The organism is Sulfuricurvum kujiense DSM 16994 (genome assembly GCF_000183725.1).
In the GTDB taxonomy this organism is placed as follows: Bacteria; Campylobacterota; Campylobacteria; order Campylobacterales; family Sulfurimonadaceae; genus Sulfuricurvum; species Sulfuricurvum kujiense.
The window spans coordinates 2,202,841-2,217,724 of sequence record NC_014762.1 but is presented as its reverse complement, the minus strand read 5'-3'; the positions used below and the strand labels follow the sequence as shown (position 1 = coordinate 2,217,724).

The window sequence follows — 14,884 nt, the reverse complement described above, 5'->3', positions numbered from 1 at the left end:
TTGTCTCCTGTGATTTGGTTAAGATTGAAAAAAGCGCATACATGCGCGTGAGTTCTCTGTTGAAAAGAACTAAGCGTTAGCTAGTCCGGAGGGACTTTTCTCCTTGGGTGTATCACATTTAACCGTTCCCATGTCCTCGGTGGCAGGGATACGGAAAAAAGTAAATGCCGGCAGTGCAGCGGGCAGTTTAAAGCGGTTAAGATTTCCGCTGTGGACCTGATCCCATACTTTGCCGTTTTCAGCAAGAAGCTGTTTAAATGCAATGGTCCATTGCCCTTCAATTTTACGGATAGTCCCAATCTCGTTATCCACCTCCGTAAGCACCGATTCATCGGGTGTTAGTATTTCCATTATATCTTCGGGGAAAGTTTTATATTTACACTCAAAAAACAGACCGTCTTCATCGACAATCCCGCTTACCTGGTGTGTCCCCATCATCATTGAAAAATCGAGATTTTGGGTGTCGTTTTTTTCGAAAGGGCGGTTAATGAGATAGGCATCGGTAAAACCGCGGTTTTGCATTGTGTTCAATTCCCGCTGGTAAACTTCGCCGTCAAATTTTCCCTCATAATAATCATCGATGGCACGGCGGTAGACTTTTGCGGTGACCGCGGCATAGTAAGGGGCTTTAGTACGACCCTCGATTTTCAGTGAATCGATGCATCCCGCATCCAAAATCTCTTTGATATGGGATGCTAGATTGAGGTCTTTGGAATTCATGATGTAGGTTCCGATCCCCTCATCTTCGACGAGTTTGAACAGCGTCCCGGTTTCAGGATTGGCGGCATACATCTCATACGGAAATCGGCAGTCATTGGCACAGCTTCCGCGGTTCGGGACGCGTCCGCTTTGCAGGGTCGAGATCAGACAGCGTCCGCTGTAGGCAAAACACATCGATCCGTGGACAAATACCTCAATCTCCAGATCGGGAAGCTCTTTTTTGATCTCTCCTAGGTCTTTGAGTGAAATTTCGCGTGCGGCGATGATGCGGCGCGCACCCATGTCGTAATAAACCTGCGCATCCAGTACGTTCATAACATTGGCCTGTGTTGAGAGATGCAGAGGGATATGCGGCGCGATTTGGTGAGCCAGTTTAAGTACACCCGGAGTCGCCACGATAAAAGCATCGGGTTGTAAAGATGCCATCGTCGCGATATGTTCTTTGAGTAATTTTAATTGGGAGTTGAAGGGAAAACCGTTGATGGTAACGTAGACTTTTCGCCCTCGTGCGTGAGCGTAGTCGATCCCTTCTTTAAAGCTCTCCAGATCGAACTCTTTACCTGAGCGGATACGGAGCGAAAAATGGCTTACGCCCCCGTATACGGCGTCCGCACCGTAATCGATAGCGATTTTGAGTTTTTCAAGATTTCCCGCAGGCGAGAGAAGTTCGACTTTTTTCAAAGAGAGTTACTCGATTCATTAATATTTTAGGGAATTTTATCGAAAAAAAGGTGTGTATTATTTAAAAGGAAGAATTTAACTGTGCCCCCACACCATACCAAGAGCCCAACCGTTGGCAGCAGTGCCAAAACGGTTGGTAGCGTTCTGGTGAGGGGGCGCTTTTCTTTTGGTACTTTATCTTTTTTAAAAAGAAAAGTACAATCTGTTATTTTTGCCCGAATGAAGCCAGCAATGCTTCAATGTCTTCGCTGCTGACGACATCTTCGGTTGTATTATCACCAGGAAGATGAACGGCAGAGCTGACCCGTTTACTGTCATCAATTTTTCCGGCAAATAGGTGATTCATATAAGTTGAGAGGGCACGCATAACATTGATAACACGCTCGATTTTTTGGCGGTGGATATCTTGGTACTGCATGATATCCATAATATTCATGATGGTATCTCCGCCGTTTTGAAGCATATCAAGGACATCTTTAAGCCCATGTGCGGCTTTTTCATTTTCGGATAGTTGTGTTTTGAACGCTTCAATGTGAGGAAATTTTGCACTTAGCGTTGTAAAAAGCTCTAGATTGCTTTGAATAATCGCCTGAAGTGCTTTAACATCCTTTTCTCCTTTGCCGAGATCATTGCTGATTCCTTCAATAAGATCAAAAATTTCGGTTGCTTTTTGTTCGCTCTCTTTAGTGACATCATCCAATTGATGAACCATTTTATTATCATCGGTCGGAGGGGGCGGCGGCCAGCTGTGCATGGCGGAAACACGGTATTTATCCGGATCCAATTCATTATAAGGATCGTCACCGGCCGGTTCGTCTGAAGCTGCGGGAGTTTCATTAACTTCGGCTTCTTCTTCGTACCCTCCCTCTAAATCTATGTCACCATTCATTAGCGCATCTAACTCTTCTTGCGTCATGATCTCTATCCTCAAACGATTTAAAATTGCACTATAATAACATTAAAACCATTATTTTTCTTAGGGTGTATTCATGAAAGTCGATCTTCATAACCATACGGTACTGTGCAATCATGCTACGGGAACGGTTGCAGAGTATGTCGAAGCTGCCATTGGGTGTAAAACCGAGTATTTCGGATTTTCCGATCATGCACCGATGCACTTTGACCCGAAATATCGTATGCACTTTGATCAAATGGAGGTGTACGAGTCGTGGATTAAAGAGGCGCAAGAACGTTATGCTAAAGATATTACCGTCTTATTGGGGTATGAGATCGATTATCTTCCGGGGTACATGGATGAGAGTGTTTGGGGACGAAAGTGTGATTATTTAATCGGAAGCGTCCATTTTATCGATGATTGGGGATTTGATAATCCGGAGTTTATCGGACGTTATGAAGGGGCCGATATTGATGATATTTACCGACGCTATTTCGCTCTCATTGAAACGATGGCTAGCAGCGGAAAATTTGATATCGTAGGTCATCTGGATTTACTCAAAGTCTTCAAATTCTTGCCGACTAAAGATATACGGATATTGGCGGAAGGGGCGTTAAAAGCGATCAAAAAAGCAAATATGACAATAGAAATTAATGTTTCCGGGTATCGCAAACCGATTGAAGAAGCGTATCCGTCTCCTCTTTTGTTAGAGTCAATTTCCGAATTGGAAATTCCGATTACATTCGGTTCGGATGCCCATTGCAAAGAGCAGGTAGGGATGTATAGTAGGGAGACTGAGGCATTGGCACGTTCGGTCGGATATAGTCAATGTGCACTCTATCGCCAGAGGGATCGGGAAATGATTAAATTTTAATCATGCAAAATATTTTAGATAACGTTAACTTTTGCTATACTGCGATACTTTAATTATTTTCAGGAGATTCGCATGGGTAAATTCGTAAACAGTGTCGACGAGTTTTTCAGTTTTTGTAAAGAGAATGACGTTCAGTTCGTTGATTTTCGTTTCACCGATATGAAAGGGACTTGGCATCACGTTAGCTACCGTATGAGCGCCGTTAATGCGGGCCATTTTGAAAACGGTCTTCCGTTTGACGGATCATCTATCGATGCATGGCAGCCGATTAACCGTTCAGATATGCTTCTTAAACCGGATGCTCCATCAGCATTCATGGATCCTTTTACCGCTGATCCGACCATTATCGTATTCTGTGACGTTTATGACATTTACAAAGGTCAAGCGTATGAAAAATGCCCGCGTGCAATCGCTAAAAAAGCGCTTGAGCACCTTGCAAATGCCGGTGTAGGTGATGTTGCCTATTTCGGACCTGAAAATGAATTCTTTGTATTCGACGATGTAAAAATCCGTGACGAAGTAAACTGCTCATACTATGAAGTTGATACCGAAGAGGGTGCATGGAATGATGGGAAAGATTTCAAAGACGGATTCAACACAGGTCACCGTCCACGTACTAAAGGGGGTTACTTCCCGGTAGCTCCGATTGACACTATGGTTGATCTACGTGCAGAGATGATGTTGGTATTGGAACAAGTCGGTCTTGAAGTTGTTCTCGGTCACCATGAAGTTGCACAAGGACAAGGGGAAATCGGTGTTGTTTTCGGAACATTGGTTGAAGCGGCTGACAATGTTCAAAAACTTAAATACGTTATCAAAATGGTTGCTCACCTTAACGGTAAAACAGTTACATTCATGCCTAAACCGCTTTACGGAGACAACGGAAACGGTATGCACGTTCACCAATCTATCTGGAAAGACGGCAAAAACACATTCTATAAAGAGGGTGGTTACAGCAACTTGTCTGAAACAGCACTTCACTACGTTGGCGGTATTTTTGCTCACGCGCGTGCAGTTGCAGCGTTCACTAATCCGTCAACTAACTCATATAAACGTCTTATCCCTGGATTCGAAGCACCTTCAATCTTGACGTATTCAAGCCAAAACCGTTCAGCTTCTTGCCGTGTTCCTTACGGTGCGGGTGAAAAAGCGACACGTATTGAAATGCGTTTCCCGGATTCTACGTCATGCCCATACCTTGCGTTTACTGCAATGTTGCTAGCGGGACTTGACGGTATCAAAAACAAAATGGTACCGGTTGGACCGATGGATGAAGATTTGTTCGAACTTTCTTTGAATGAAATCCGTGAAAAAGGTATTCCACAAATGCCACACACATTGCGCGGTGCGTTGGAAGCATTGATCCGTGATAACGCTTTCTTGCAACCAGTTATGACTCCTGAATTTTTGGATACATACCAAAACTACAAATTCGAAACACAAGTATGGCCTGACGAAGCTCGTCCTACTGCATTCGAATTCAAATCTACTTACTCTTGTTAATCTTCCGTGCGGGGTGAAAGCCCTGCACACTTTTTCTTCACTCACTAATACATAATTTTTTATTTGTCCTTTTCTGTTTAGCCAGAAAAGTACCAAAAGAGCATACCATGATCCAAGAACGCACGTTCCTCTCGGCACTGCTGCCTTCGGAACGGCTCTAGGATTTGGATCACGGGAATTTTAAAAATAATGCCCTCACACCACACCAAGAGCAAGGTCGCGTGCAGTAGTGCACAAGCGTACCGCCAGCGTTTTGGTGTGAGGGCGATTTTCTTTTGCTACTTTTCTTGTGAAAAAGAAAAGTAGAGAGAAAGAGAAGAAAATAAGATTAGTTTGGAAGTTTCGGACCGGCAGCAGAATAATCGAAATCGCTATTACCGTCGGTATATTTTTGGAAGTTTTTGATGAAAAGTGCCGCTAGGTTATCACGCTGAACGAGATATGCGTCACGATCCGCCCACGCATTACGAGGATTAAGGATCACAGGATCGATATCACCGAGTGTTTTAGGGATATGGAAACCGAAAGTGTTGGTAATGTCAAATTCACTTTGATTGATCGTACCGTCCAAGATTGCGTTGATGCAAGCACGGGTATCTTTGATGCTCATCCGTTTTCCGACACCGTATCCGCCGCCTGTCCAGCCGGTATTTACGAGGTAAACATTTACCCCGTGCTGATCGATTTTTTCACCCAATAGTTTTGCATAAACGGTCGGATGAAGCGGAAGGAACGCTTCCCCGAAGCATGAACTGAATGTCGCGACAGGCTCGGTGATCCCGCGCTCCGTACCCGCAACTTTAGCCGTATAGCCGCTGAGGAAATAGTACATTGCCTGTTCTTTAGTGAGTTTACTGACCGGAGGCAATACACCGAATGCATCGGCAGAGAGGAAAATAATGTTTTTAGGATGGGCCGCCATAAGTGATGGCTGGTGGTTCTCGATATGTTCAATAGGATACGAGACACGGGTATTTTCAGTTTTTGAGCCATCGGTATAGTCGACGACACCGTCTTCATCGTAGACTACATTTTCGAGCAAAGCATTGCGGCGGATGGCATTATGAATCTCAGGTTCGCTGGAAGGATCGAGATTGATCACTTTCGCGTAGCATCCCCCCTCGAAATTAAAGACACCCTCGTCGTCCCAACCGTGCTCATCATCTCCGATGAGGGCACGTTTCGGATCGGTAGAGAGGGTTGTTTTTCCGGTACCGCTGAGTCCGAAAAAGAGACAAGTGTCTCCATTGGCTCCTACGTTTGCCGAGCAGTGCATGGAGAGCTTCCCTTCAAGAGGAAGCCAGTAGTTCATCATTGAAAAAATCCCTTTTTTCATCTCTCCGCCGTACCATGTGCCGCCGATGATGCAGAGATTCTCTTCGACGCTAAAGAGGACGAATACTTCGGAATTCAATCCGTGGTTCTTCCATTTTTCATTGACCGCTTTACACGCATTGAGGACGGTAAAAGAGGGTTTGAAGGTTTCGAGTTCCGCTTCGGTTGGGCGGATAAACATATTTTTGACAAAATGGGACTGCCATGCGATCTCAGATACGAAACGGACAGAACGTTTACTGCTGGCGCTTGATCCGCAATAGACGTCGGTGATGTAGAGATCTTTTCCGGAGAGTTGTTCACGGGCGACTACGAGAAGTTCGTCAAAAACCGATTTGTCAATTTTTTTATTGACATCACCCCATGCGATATATTTATTAGAAGGGTCTTGATTGACAAAATATTTATCTTTTGGGCTTCGGCCCGTAAAAATGCCGGTATCAACCATTGTTGCACCGTTATCAGCGAGTTTGCACTCGCCGTTTTCGAGTTCATGTTTGATCAACTCATCATAGCTGAGGTTATGGAAAAGCTTTCCACTGTTTTTTATGCCTAACGTCTCAATCTCTGCGGAAATCATGGTGTTATTTTACCTTTTAGGGCTCATCTGCATACTGTACGCAGATGAAGATTTAAAGCGGATGCTTTATTTACGGTGCGAATTATACGCCTCCAATTTATAAACGAGAATTAAAGTGGCGGATTATTTGAACTGAGATGCCAATTCCGTTAAAATTTTTGGGGCCAATGCTTCGGTTCCGTTGTATTTTTGGAGTTTAACTCCGATGTTATTCATACTTTTAGCAGTATTTTTACATGCCATTTTGACGACGAGGTAATCACAGTCTTCGATGGTATCCGCCATCGTATCATGCGCACGGATATGTTCGATATCCCCCTCATCATGATCGCAGGTATGGTGTTCGTCATGATCATGAGGTTCTTCTCCGGGAACTTTCGGATTGGCACGAAGCCCCTCTAGGGTAAAGCTTTTAAACATCCCTCCGTTTAGATTAAACACGGCAAAGTAAGGGGTATGTCCCGCATTTCCGGCCATTTTCAAACTCTCATCCATTACGGGTACAGCAATTTTCATAAGTCTCTCCTTCATATTGATAAATTATGCCATATTCTCGTTGAAACGCCCGTAATAAAACGGTTTGTAGATTTATGTTAAATTTTAATCAAACTGTAAGAGAATCCCATTCATAATAGCAGGATGGTTACGAGTGTAATCAAAATTTTATTTAATCCAAGGAGTAAACCATGAAACGTTCAGGTTTTACTATGATCGAGTTGATCTTCGTGATCGTTATTTTAGGGATTTTGGCAGCAGTAGCTATTCCAAAATTGGCAGCAACACGTGATGATGCGAAAGCAACCGTAAAAGGGCAAGAAATTACAGGTTTGATTTCAGAACTTGGTAATTATTATACAGCGCACGGTACCCTCGCCGCAAAAATCAGTGACATTACTAATGTTAAAACAAAAGAAGCAGGAACAGTTGTCTTAGCAAATAATGGCACTATCACTCTTCAAGATAGTTCAAACCCTCTTCAAGATTGTGTTGTTATCGCTATGAATAAAGTAGATGATGGTAACGTTACGGTAAAAGCTGGAGCAGGAACGAGTGCTGAGTGTAAAGGGATGCGTCGTATCGTAGCATCTTCACTGAAATTGACTGATTTGAATACAACCGGTAAAGTCGTACTTTACGGCGGTGATTCTAATATAACATATTAATGTTATAAATTCTATTCGTTCCCACTCTATGTAGAGCGGGAATGTATTTGTGTTGATTTGTATGATTGATATTCAATCGTAAAACTCAGAACAAATAAGGGTGACAATGAAACGTTTTGGTTTTACCATGATTGAGTTAGTATTTGTATTGGTGATAATAGGGATTTTGGCTGCAATAGCCATCCCAAAGCTCGCTGCAACCCGTGATGATGCCCAGATTGCTAAGGGGCGTAGCGATGTCGCGGCAATCCGTGCAGCGATTGTGAGTGAGCGACAAGCACGATTGTTACAAGGAAATACGCGCTACATTAATCAACTTCATGCCGGAAATGCCGGTAATAAAACCGTTTTATTTGAGAATAACGGTACGGCTGCAAATGTTTTGTTACAGTATGGAATCGCAACTAGAGACAGTTCAAATGGGCATTGGGATGATACTGTTGCTCAAAATGGAAATAATTGGGATTATGTATACCGCATAGTAGGAACGGATATTACATTTACTTACAATCGTACCAATGGAACGTTTGCATGTGATAATGTCGGAAATACGAAAGCTGAACAGTTATGTCGAAAACTGGTTGATTAAAAGAACGTAGTGAATTTTTTTATTATAGCCCTTTTAGGCTCCCCTCTCGAATCTCTTACTTATCATTCAACACATTTATTGGACATTGGGACGGAAATCGAAGTCGCCCTCTCCAACCGTGCCATGCGCGGAGTCGTTGTCGCACTATGTGAAAAACCCGATTTTTCGACACAGCCTGTGGGCGATAGCACGCCTTTTTTCTATTCGGATACCCAAATACAAACTGCGCAATTTATGGCCGAGTATTACGGGTGTTCGCTGGGGGAAGCGCTGAATTTGTTTGTCCCTTTTACAAAAGAGATAGAATCTATTCACAAAGAGCCGTCTTCTCCATCTATTAACGTCACTCTCTCACCTGCACAGTCGAAAGCTCTTGATTTTATCCGCTCACATCCTGTATCTCTTTTGTTCGGCGATACGGGGGCGGGGAAAAGTGAAATCTATATGCGGCGGATGGACGAAGTTCTGGGTGAGGGTAAAAGGGCATTGCTTCTTCTTCCCGAAATCTCTCTTACTCCTCAGATGGAGAAACGGTTTTGCAACCATTTCGGTGATGCGGTAGTGTTGTGGCACTCGAAGATGACCCCGAAACAGAAAAAAGTGACGCTGGAGAAAATTTATAACGGTTCGGCAAATATCATCGTCGGTCCCCGCTCGGCCCTCTTTTTGCCGATAAAAGATTTGGGATTGATCGTTGTCGACGAAGAGCACGATGAAAGTTATAAGTCCTCAAGCCGTCCCCGTTATAACGCTCGGGATATGGCGGTCTATATCGGAAATCTTCTCAAAATTCCCGTGGTGCTCGGGAGTGCGACGCCGAGTCTCTCAAGCTATGCCAAATATCCGTTTTTCCGTTTGCGTGGAGGGTATTATGAGTCAAAGCGGACGTTTGTGTTTGAACCTTCACTCGAGGCGTTGACGCCAACTATTGATCGTGCTGTAATGGAAAACTTTTCAACAGAGCATCAGGGGATCGTCTTTATCCCGACCCGTGCCAATTTTAAATATACGGTGTGCGAGAGCTGCGGCTATCATGTGGAATGCCCGTTTTGCAGTGTCGGAATGAGCCAGCATAAAAATTCCCGCGCCCTCAAATGCCATTACTGCAACTACACCGAGGTACTGCCTAAAGTGTGTCCGAAATGCCAAAGCGGAGCCCTCAAAACGGCACGCCTCGGGACGGCCGAAGCGGTGGAACATTTTAGTAAACTCGATGACAAGTTGCGGGTTCAGCAGTTTGATAGAGACATCATCACGACCCAAAACAAATTGATCAAAGTGCTCGAAGCGTTTAACAATCGAGATATTGATCTTCTTGTTGGGACGCAGATGCTCTCCAAAGGGCATGATTATCACGACATTACCCTCGCCGTCGTGATGGGGATCGATAATCTCCTGAGCCAGAGCGATTACCGCGCGCGGGAGAAGGCATTATCGCTGCTGGTACAGATTGCGGGGCGGAGCGGTCGGAAACAAAACGCCCTTGTTTTGGTCCAGAGCTTCAACGAGTCGTTTTTCCGAGGCTATTTGGATGATTATGAGACATTTTTGATCGATGAGATGAGAATCAGAGAGGGGCGATATCCTCCGACGAAAAAGTTGGCACGTCTGCTGTACGCCCATAAAAACGGACTCAAAGCAAAGGCAGAGATGGAGAAAGCAGTTGAGCAAATCGAGCAAATGGCTCACGTTCAGATCGTCGGATACGGTGCCTCCCCGATCGAGAAGATTGCCGATAAATACCGTTTTCAAATCCTACTTCGAAGCGATAAAAGTACCGATTTGATCCGTGCTATCAAACATGTCAAATCTCCGCTGTGTGAGATCGATATGGATCCGATAGAATTTACGTAACTTTCTTTTAACATCAAAATCGTTACAATCTATCCTATGATAACACGCTACCCAACCAAACAAATTTTTGTCGGAAATGTCGCTATCGGCGGGGATGCCCCCATCTCGGTGCAGTCTATGACCTATTCGCGGACCGCTGATGTTGCGGCTACGGTGGAACAGATTAACCGTCTCCATTTTGCCGGATGCGACATCGTCCGTGTCGCTGTCCCCGATGAGGAAGATGCGCGTGCGCTTAAATCGATCAAAGAGCAGATATCTCTCCCCCTTGTCGCCGATATCCATTTTAACTATAAACTCGCTCTTATTGCGGCGGAAAGTGTCGACTGTATCCGTTTCAATCCCGGAAATATCGGAGAGAAATCGCGTATCCGAGAGATCGTAAAGGCATGTCAGGAACGCAACATTCCGGTTCGTATCGGGGTGAATGCGGGAAGTCTGGAGAAAGAGTTTGAACAGCGCTACGGGGCAACGGCAGAGGGGATGGTGGCCTCAGCCGAGTATAACATCAAATACCTCGAAGATCTTGGATTTACCGATATAAAAATCTCTCTTAAAGCCAGCGATGTGCAGCGTACCGTCGAAGCGTATCGTCTTCTCCGTCCTAAAAATAACTATCCGTTTCATCTGGGTGTGACCGAAGCGGGGACGGTTTTTCATGCGACGATCAAAAGTGCGATCGGTTTGGGGACGCTCTTGCTGGAGGGCATCGGCGATACGATGCGTGTTTCCATTACGGGGGAACTCGAAGAGGAGATCAAAGTCGGCCGCGCGATTCTCAAAGACAGCGGGGTTGCCAAAGAGGGGCCGAACATTATCTCGTGTCCGACCTGCGGACGGATCGAAGCCGATCTGGTGAGTGCGGTCAGCGTCATCGAAGCGAAAGTCAAACACATCAAAAAGCCTCTCGATCTCTCGGTGATGGGATGTGTCGTTAACGCCATCGGAGAAGCAAAACATGCCGATGTCGCAATCGCGTACGGAAAAGGATCGGGGCTGGTAATGGTCAAAGGGGAAGTGGTAGCGCGGTTGGATGAAGACAAGCTCGTGGATCGTTTTGTCGAAGAGGTTGAGAAAATGGCTAGAGAGGAAGATTAAATGCTAAAACACGATAAATCTGCCCCGAATGGGGCAAGCTTTAGTGACCCAAGCGGTCTTAGCGTAGTTGCATGGGCTTCGCTCATGCGGCGTCTGCCGGAGGCAAACTAAATGGAAGAGTCTTTATATAATTTAGCGTTTGAGCGCTCTGTTCTAAGCTCTATCATTTTCGATCCTTCGCAGTTTGACGATTTTGATGCAGTGCTGACACCGGAAGATTTCTATCTCTCTGCCCATCAGGAGATTTACCGTGCCATGATGAGTTTAGCTCATCGGGATCTTCCGATCGATGAGGAGTTTCTCCGTAAAGAGCTCATGGCAAAACAGAAGTTCGATGAACGGGTGATGGTCGATATCCTCACCGCCAACCCGATCGCCAATACCAAGGCGTATGTGCAGGAGATCAAAGACAAAGCGATAAAGCGTCATCTTTTGACCCTCACAACGGAGATCAAACGGGTAACGCTGGAAGAGGAACTGACCGGTACCGACGTTGTCGATTTGGTTGAGAAAAAACTCTACGAGATTACCCAAAGCTCTCAGGCGACCGATTTTAAAGATGCCCCCTCTATCGCCGATGAGACGCTGGCATATATCGAAGAGATGAAAGCGCGCGGCGATTCGGTTCTTGTCGGTGTCGATACGGGATATGCCGAGTTGAACAAAATGACGACGGGATTCGGCAAAGGGGATTTGGTCATCATCGCCGCCCGTCCGGCGATGGGGAAAACGTCGTTTGCTCTCAATATGGTGCAAAATCTCCTCGATAAAGGGAAAGGGGTTGCATTCTTCTCGCTGGAGATGCCGGCTGAGCAGCTGATGCTGCGCCTTTTGAGCGTTCAAACCTCGATTCAGCTTCAGCGTCTCCGTGTCGGGGATATGAATCCGCAGGAGTATAAACAGCTTAACGATGCGGTCGATAAAATGCGCCGATCCAAACTTTTCGTCGACGATCACGGCTCGGTCAACATCCATCAGCTCCGCTCCAAACTCCGTAAACTCAAATCCCGTCATCCCGAGATCGAACTGGCCGTTATCGACTACCTCCAAATCATGAACGGAACAGGGGGAAAAGATCGTCACCTCGAAGTGAGTGAAATTTCGCGGGGGCTGAAAATGTTGGCGCGTGAACTCGGGATTCCGATCGTCGCCCTCTCTCAGCTCAACCGCGGACTCGAATCGCGCGCGGATAAGCGTCCGATGCTCAGCGATATCCGTGAATCGGGTTCGATCGAGCAGGATGCCGATATCATCCTCTTCGTCTACCGTAACGACGTCTACCTCTACAAAGAGGAGAAAGAACGGGAGAAAGAGGCGATAAGTGCGGGAAAAGAGTTTATTTCCAAATACGTCGAAAAGGAAGAAGAAGAGGCGGAGATCATTATCGGAAAACAGCGTAACGGTCCGACGGGGCACGTGAAGCTGATGTTCCAGAAAAAATTCACCCGTTTCGTCGATCGACCGACATTCGGTGCGGCGCAAATCGTCTATGAAAGCATCGATATGAAACCAGCTGTTATGAACCTTGATGATGAGAATGTTGAGAAAATTTCAATGCCAATAATTCCATTTTAAATGTCAAAACTGGAGCGTGTTGATCTCTTCGATTTCAAAAGCGGCTCGCTCTTTGTTCTGTTTCTCCTTTTTATCTTCTCACTCTCTTTATCCTATGAATATTATCAGTTTAAAAAACTTAAAACATTTGATGATCCGTTGGTTCGAGCCGAGGTCATCGATCAAGAAGTACGTCTTATCGGTGAGATTCCTAAAACCTCGATGAAGCTTCGGCTCGAAAACGGCGCGACTGTCCGATGTGCTATGTCTCCCTATCTGCGTGATCTGCGCGGACGCAATGTATCGATCGAGCTTCAGGTCGCAAAAGTGACTTTTCTAGATTATCTCAAAGGGTTTCGTACACGCGGCGTGATTATGGAGGTGTATCCGCAGCTGAGTCTCAAAGAGCAGTGGTATCGCCGTATTGCGCTTGCACACGATGATCCGTGGATGAAGGAACTCTACGGAGCGCTGTTCGTCGCTACCCCCATGTCGCAAGAGTTTCAAACACTGGTAGGGGCAATGGGGCTGAGCCATATTCTATCCATCAGCGGCTATCATTACGGGATTATTTCGCTGATTGCCTATTTTCTGCTCCGGCGTCCCTATCGGTGGCTTCAAAACCGCTATTTCCCTTACCGTCACGGCAATCGCGATCTATTTTTTATCGTATTGGGAATCTTGTTTTTGTATTTATGGGCACTGGAGTTTATTCCGCCGATGGTGCGGGCTTTCGGGATGATCGCTGTCGGGTATTGGCTTTATGATCGGGGGATAAAGATCGTATCGCTGCAAACACTGCTGATTACCGTCGGGGTATTGCTTGCTTTTTTCCCGAAACTATTGTTCTCTCTCGGATTCTGGTTTTCGACGTTTGGGGTGTTATCGATTTTTATTTTTGTCCGCTATTATGAGCATTGGAAGCCGTGGCAGATATTTCTGGCGCTTCACATCTGGTGTTATCTCGTTCTTTTACCGATTTCCCTTTCTATTTTCGGAACCTTCGGTTGGTGGCATATCGGATCAATTCTGCTGGCCCTTGTGTTTAACCTCTACTATCCTGCTGTTTTGGCATTGCATCTGACACCGTGGGGAAATCTTTTTGATCCGTATCTTGTCGGAATGTTCGAAGCGGGAGCGGTCAATAAGGTAACGGTACCGATAGGGATCGGTATCGGAAGTATTGTCTTGGCGTTGATAGCGATGAGACGAAAAGAGGCTTTTTGGGCGCTAGGCGCTTTGGGACTCACCACGCTGGGCAGCGCGGTTTATCAGATAGCATAGTTTCATTCCGTAGATGACGATAATCCATGAAACATAAATCCACAAAAAGAAAAAGATGAGGGCGGAGAATGATCCGTACATGGTGGCGTAGGTTTTGTTGTAGAAGACGTATTGGATAAAGCTGTTTTTAGCTATTCCCCAAACGACGGCAACGATAAAAGAGCTTATAGCGGCGGCTTTTGGGGAAACATCGGCATTGACCGCAATATGATAGATGACGAAAAAGATTCCCCACAGCAGCAAAAAAGGGAAAATAGAGAGGGCATGGAGTGCCGCTCCGCTGACATGAGAGACCAAATAAGCGTTTAAACTCATGGAGGCGATAAGGACGATCGGCGTAAGGGTAATGAGGGTCCAGTACGTGGTAATAGCATCCCAAAGACCTCTTTTGGGCACTTTGAAAATTTTACTGACGATATGCTCGAAATTTTGGAAAAAGAGCAAAGACGAGACGATCATCGTCGTAAAACCGATGACCCCAAGCTGTACCGAATTTTGGAAAAAGGATTCGAGATAGCCCGCAACTGCGGCGGTTTGAACGGGCATCATGTTTTCAAAAATAAAGATTTGGATTTTGGCGTACTGCTCTTCAAATACCGGGACATTGGCTATCAGACTAAGAGAGATGATCAAAAGCGGTACGACGGTAAAAATGGTGTAAAAGCTGAGGCTTGAAGCATAGACGGTGATTTCCCGATCAAAAAGCATCAGGAAAAAAAGCCGGATGTGACGCAGCAACGCTTTGAGTTTCATC

The 14,884-nt window shown here is 45.5% G+C and carries 13 protein-coding genes; 8 read left to right on the top strand and 5 right to left on the bottom strand.

Going from position 1 to position 14,884, the window contains the following annotated elements; translation table 11 throughout:
* Positions 1 to 69 precede the first annotated feature (69 nt).
* Positions 70 to 1,401 (bottom strand): peptidase U32 family protein, encoded by a 1,332-nt coding sequence (locus SULKU_RS11035; RefSeq protein WP_013461051.1) that lies wholly within the window; start codon positions 1,399 to 1,401, stop codon positions 70 to 72.
* A 205-nt stretch (positions 1,402 to 1,606) separates the two neighbouring features.
* Positions 1,607 to 2,317, bottom strand: a complete 711-nt coding sequence (locus SULKU_RS11030) for a hypothetical protein (protein ID WP_013461050.1) — start codon at positions 2,315 to 2,317, stop codon at positions 1,607 to 1,609.
* Between the two features lie 73 nt (positions 2,318 to 2,390).
* On the opposite strand from SULKU_RS11030, the gene SULKU_RS11025 reads away from it, so the two are divergent.
* Both SULKU_RS11025 and glnA read left to right on the top strand, forming a co-directional pair.
* Positions 2,391 to 3,170 carry a histidinol-phosphatase gene (locus SULKU_RS11025; RefSeq protein WP_013461049.1) on the top strand — a complete coding sequence of 260 codons (780 nt, stop codon included), beginning with the start codon at positions 2,391 to 2,393 and terminating at the stop codon, positions 3,168 to 3,170.
* 72 nt (positions 3,171 to 3,242) lie between these two features.
* Positions 3,243 to 4,673, top strand: a complete 1,431-nt coding sequence (gene glnA / locus SULKU_RS11020) for a type I glutamate--ammonia ligase (RefSeq protein WP_013461048.1) — start codon at positions 3,243 to 3,245, stop codon at positions 4,671 to 4,673.
* A 328-nt stretch (positions 4,674 to 5,001) separates the two neighbouring features.
* Here glnA and pckA read toward each other — a convergent pair whose 3' ends face one another.
* Positions 5,002 to 6,588 (bottom strand): phosphoenolpyruvate carboxykinase (ATP), encoded by a 1,587-nt coding sequence (gene pckA / locus SULKU_RS11015; protein WP_013461047.1) that lies wholly within the window; start codon positions 6,586 to 6,588, stop codon positions 5,002 to 5,004.
* A 123-nt stretch (positions 6,589 to 6,711) separates the two neighbouring features.
* On the bottom strand, positions 6,712 to 7,104 hold the full coding sequence (locus SULKU_RS11010; RefSeq protein ID WP_013461046.1) for a NifB/NifX family molybdenum-iron cluster-binding protein: 393 nt from the start codon (positions 7,102 to 7,104) through the stop codon (positions 6,712 to 6,714).
* Between the two features lie 170 nt (positions 7,105 to 7,274).
* Between SULKU_RS11010 and SULKU_RS15060 the strand changes: the two genes are divergently transcribed.
* The 6 genes from SULKU_RS15060 (at position 7,275) to SULKU_RS10980 (ending at position 14,130) form a co-directional block, all read left to right on the top strand.
* Positions 7,275 to 7,751, top strand: a complete 477-nt coding sequence (locus SULKU_RS15060) for a type II secretion system protein (RefSeq protein WP_013461045.1) — start codon at positions 7,275 to 7,277, stop codon at positions 7,749 to 7,751.
* 106 nt (positions 7,752 to 7,857) lie between these two features.
* A complete protein-coding gene (locus tag SULKU_RS14575) occupies positions 7,858 to 8,340 on the top strand; it encodes a prepilin-type N-terminal cleavage/methylation domain-containing protein (RefSeq protein ID WP_013461044.1) in 483 nt (160 codons plus the stop codon).
* Positions 8,341 to 8,349: 9 nt separating this feature from the next.
* Positions 8,350 to 10,194, top strand: coding sequence for a primosomal protein N' (locus tag SULKU_RS10995; protein ID WP_013461043.1), 1,845 nt, complete (start codon positions 8,350 to 8,352; stop codon positions 10,192 to 10,194).
* Between the two features lie 36 nt (positions 10,195 to 10,230).
* The gene (gene ispG, locus SULKU_RS10990) at positions 10,231 to 11,292 is read left to right on the top strand and encodes a flavodoxin-dependent (E)-4-hydroxy-3-methylbut-2-enyl-diphosphate synthase (protein ID WP_013461042.1); all 1,062 of its coding nucleotides are present in this window, start codon (positions 10,231 to 10,233) and stop codon (positions 11,290 to 11,292) included.
* A 111-nt stretch (positions 11,293 to 11,403) separates the two neighbouring features.
* Positions 11,404 to 12,867 carry a replicative DNA helicase gene (locus SULKU_RS10985; protein WP_013461040.1) on the top strand — a complete coding sequence of 488 codons (1,464 nt, stop codon included), beginning with the start codon at positions 11,404 to 11,406 and terminating at the stop codon, positions 12,865 to 12,867.
* The gene (locus SULKU_RS10980) at positions 12,868 to 14,130 is read left to right on the top strand and encodes a ComEC/Rec2 family competence protein (RefSeq protein ID WP_013461039.1); all 1,263 of its coding nucleotides are present in this window, start codon (positions 12,868 to 12,870) and stop codon (positions 14,128 to 14,130) included.
* Here SULKU_RS10980 and SULKU_RS10975 read toward each other — a convergent pair.
* Entirely contained in the window at positions 14,077 to 14,883 is an 807-nt protein-coding gene (locus tag SULKU_RS10975; RefSeq protein ID WP_013461038.1) for a YihY/virulence factor BrkB family protein, read from the bottom strand. The two genes, SULKU_RS10980 and SULKU_RS10975, sit on opposite strands and share 54 nt — an antisense overlap.
* Position 14,884 lies beyond the last annotated feature (1 nt).

What these genes read in the sequence shown, in the direction of transcription:
- SULKU_RS11030 (WP_013461050.1), bottom strand. Translation starts at nt 2,317, where the DNA reads ATGACGCAAGAAGAGTTAGATGCGCTAATGAATGGTGACATAGATTTA.
- SULKU_RS11025 (WP_013461049.1), top strand. Translation starts at nt 2,391, where the DNA reads ATGAAAGTCGATCTTCATAACCATACGGTACTGTGCAATCATGCTACG.
- glnA (WP_013461048.1), top strand. Translation starts at nt 3,243, where the DNA reads ATGGGTAAATTCGTAAACAGTGTCGACGAGTTTTTCAGTTTTTGTAAA.
- pckA (WP_013461047.1), bottom strand. Translation starts at nt 6,588, where the DNA reads ATGATTTCCGCAGAGATTGAGACGTTAGGCATAAAAAACAGTGGAAAG.
- SULKU_RS11010 (WP_013461046.1), bottom strand. Translation starts at nt 7,104, where the DNA reads ATGAAAATTGCTGTACCCGTAATGGATGAGAGTTTGAAAATGGCCGGA.
- SULKU_RS15060 (WP_013461045.1), top strand. Translation starts at nt 7,275, where the DNA reads ATGAAACGTTCAGGTTTTACTATGATCGAGTTGATCTTCGTGATCGTT.
- SULKU_RS14575 (WP_013461044.1), top strand. Translation starts at nt 7,858, where the DNA reads ATGAAACGTTTTGGTTTTACCATGATTGAGTTAGTATTTGTATTGGTG.
- ispG (WP_013461042.1), top strand. Translation starts at nt 10,231, where the DNA reads ATGATAACACGCTACCCAACCAAACAAATTTTTGTCGGAAATGTCGCT.
- SULKU_RS10985 (WP_013461040.1), top strand. Translation starts at nt 11,404, where the DNA reads ATGGAAGAGTCTTTATATAATTTAGCGTTTGAGCGCTCTGTTCTAAGC.
- SULKU_RS10980 (WP_013461039.1), top strand. Translation starts at nt 12,868, where the DNA reads ATGTCAAAACTGGAGCGTGTTGATCTCTTCGATTTCAAAAGCGGCTCG.
- SULKU_RS10975 (WP_013461038.1), bottom strand. Translation starts at nt 14,883, where the DNA reads ATGAAACTCAAAGCGTTGCTGCGTCACATCCGGCTTTTTTTCCTGATG.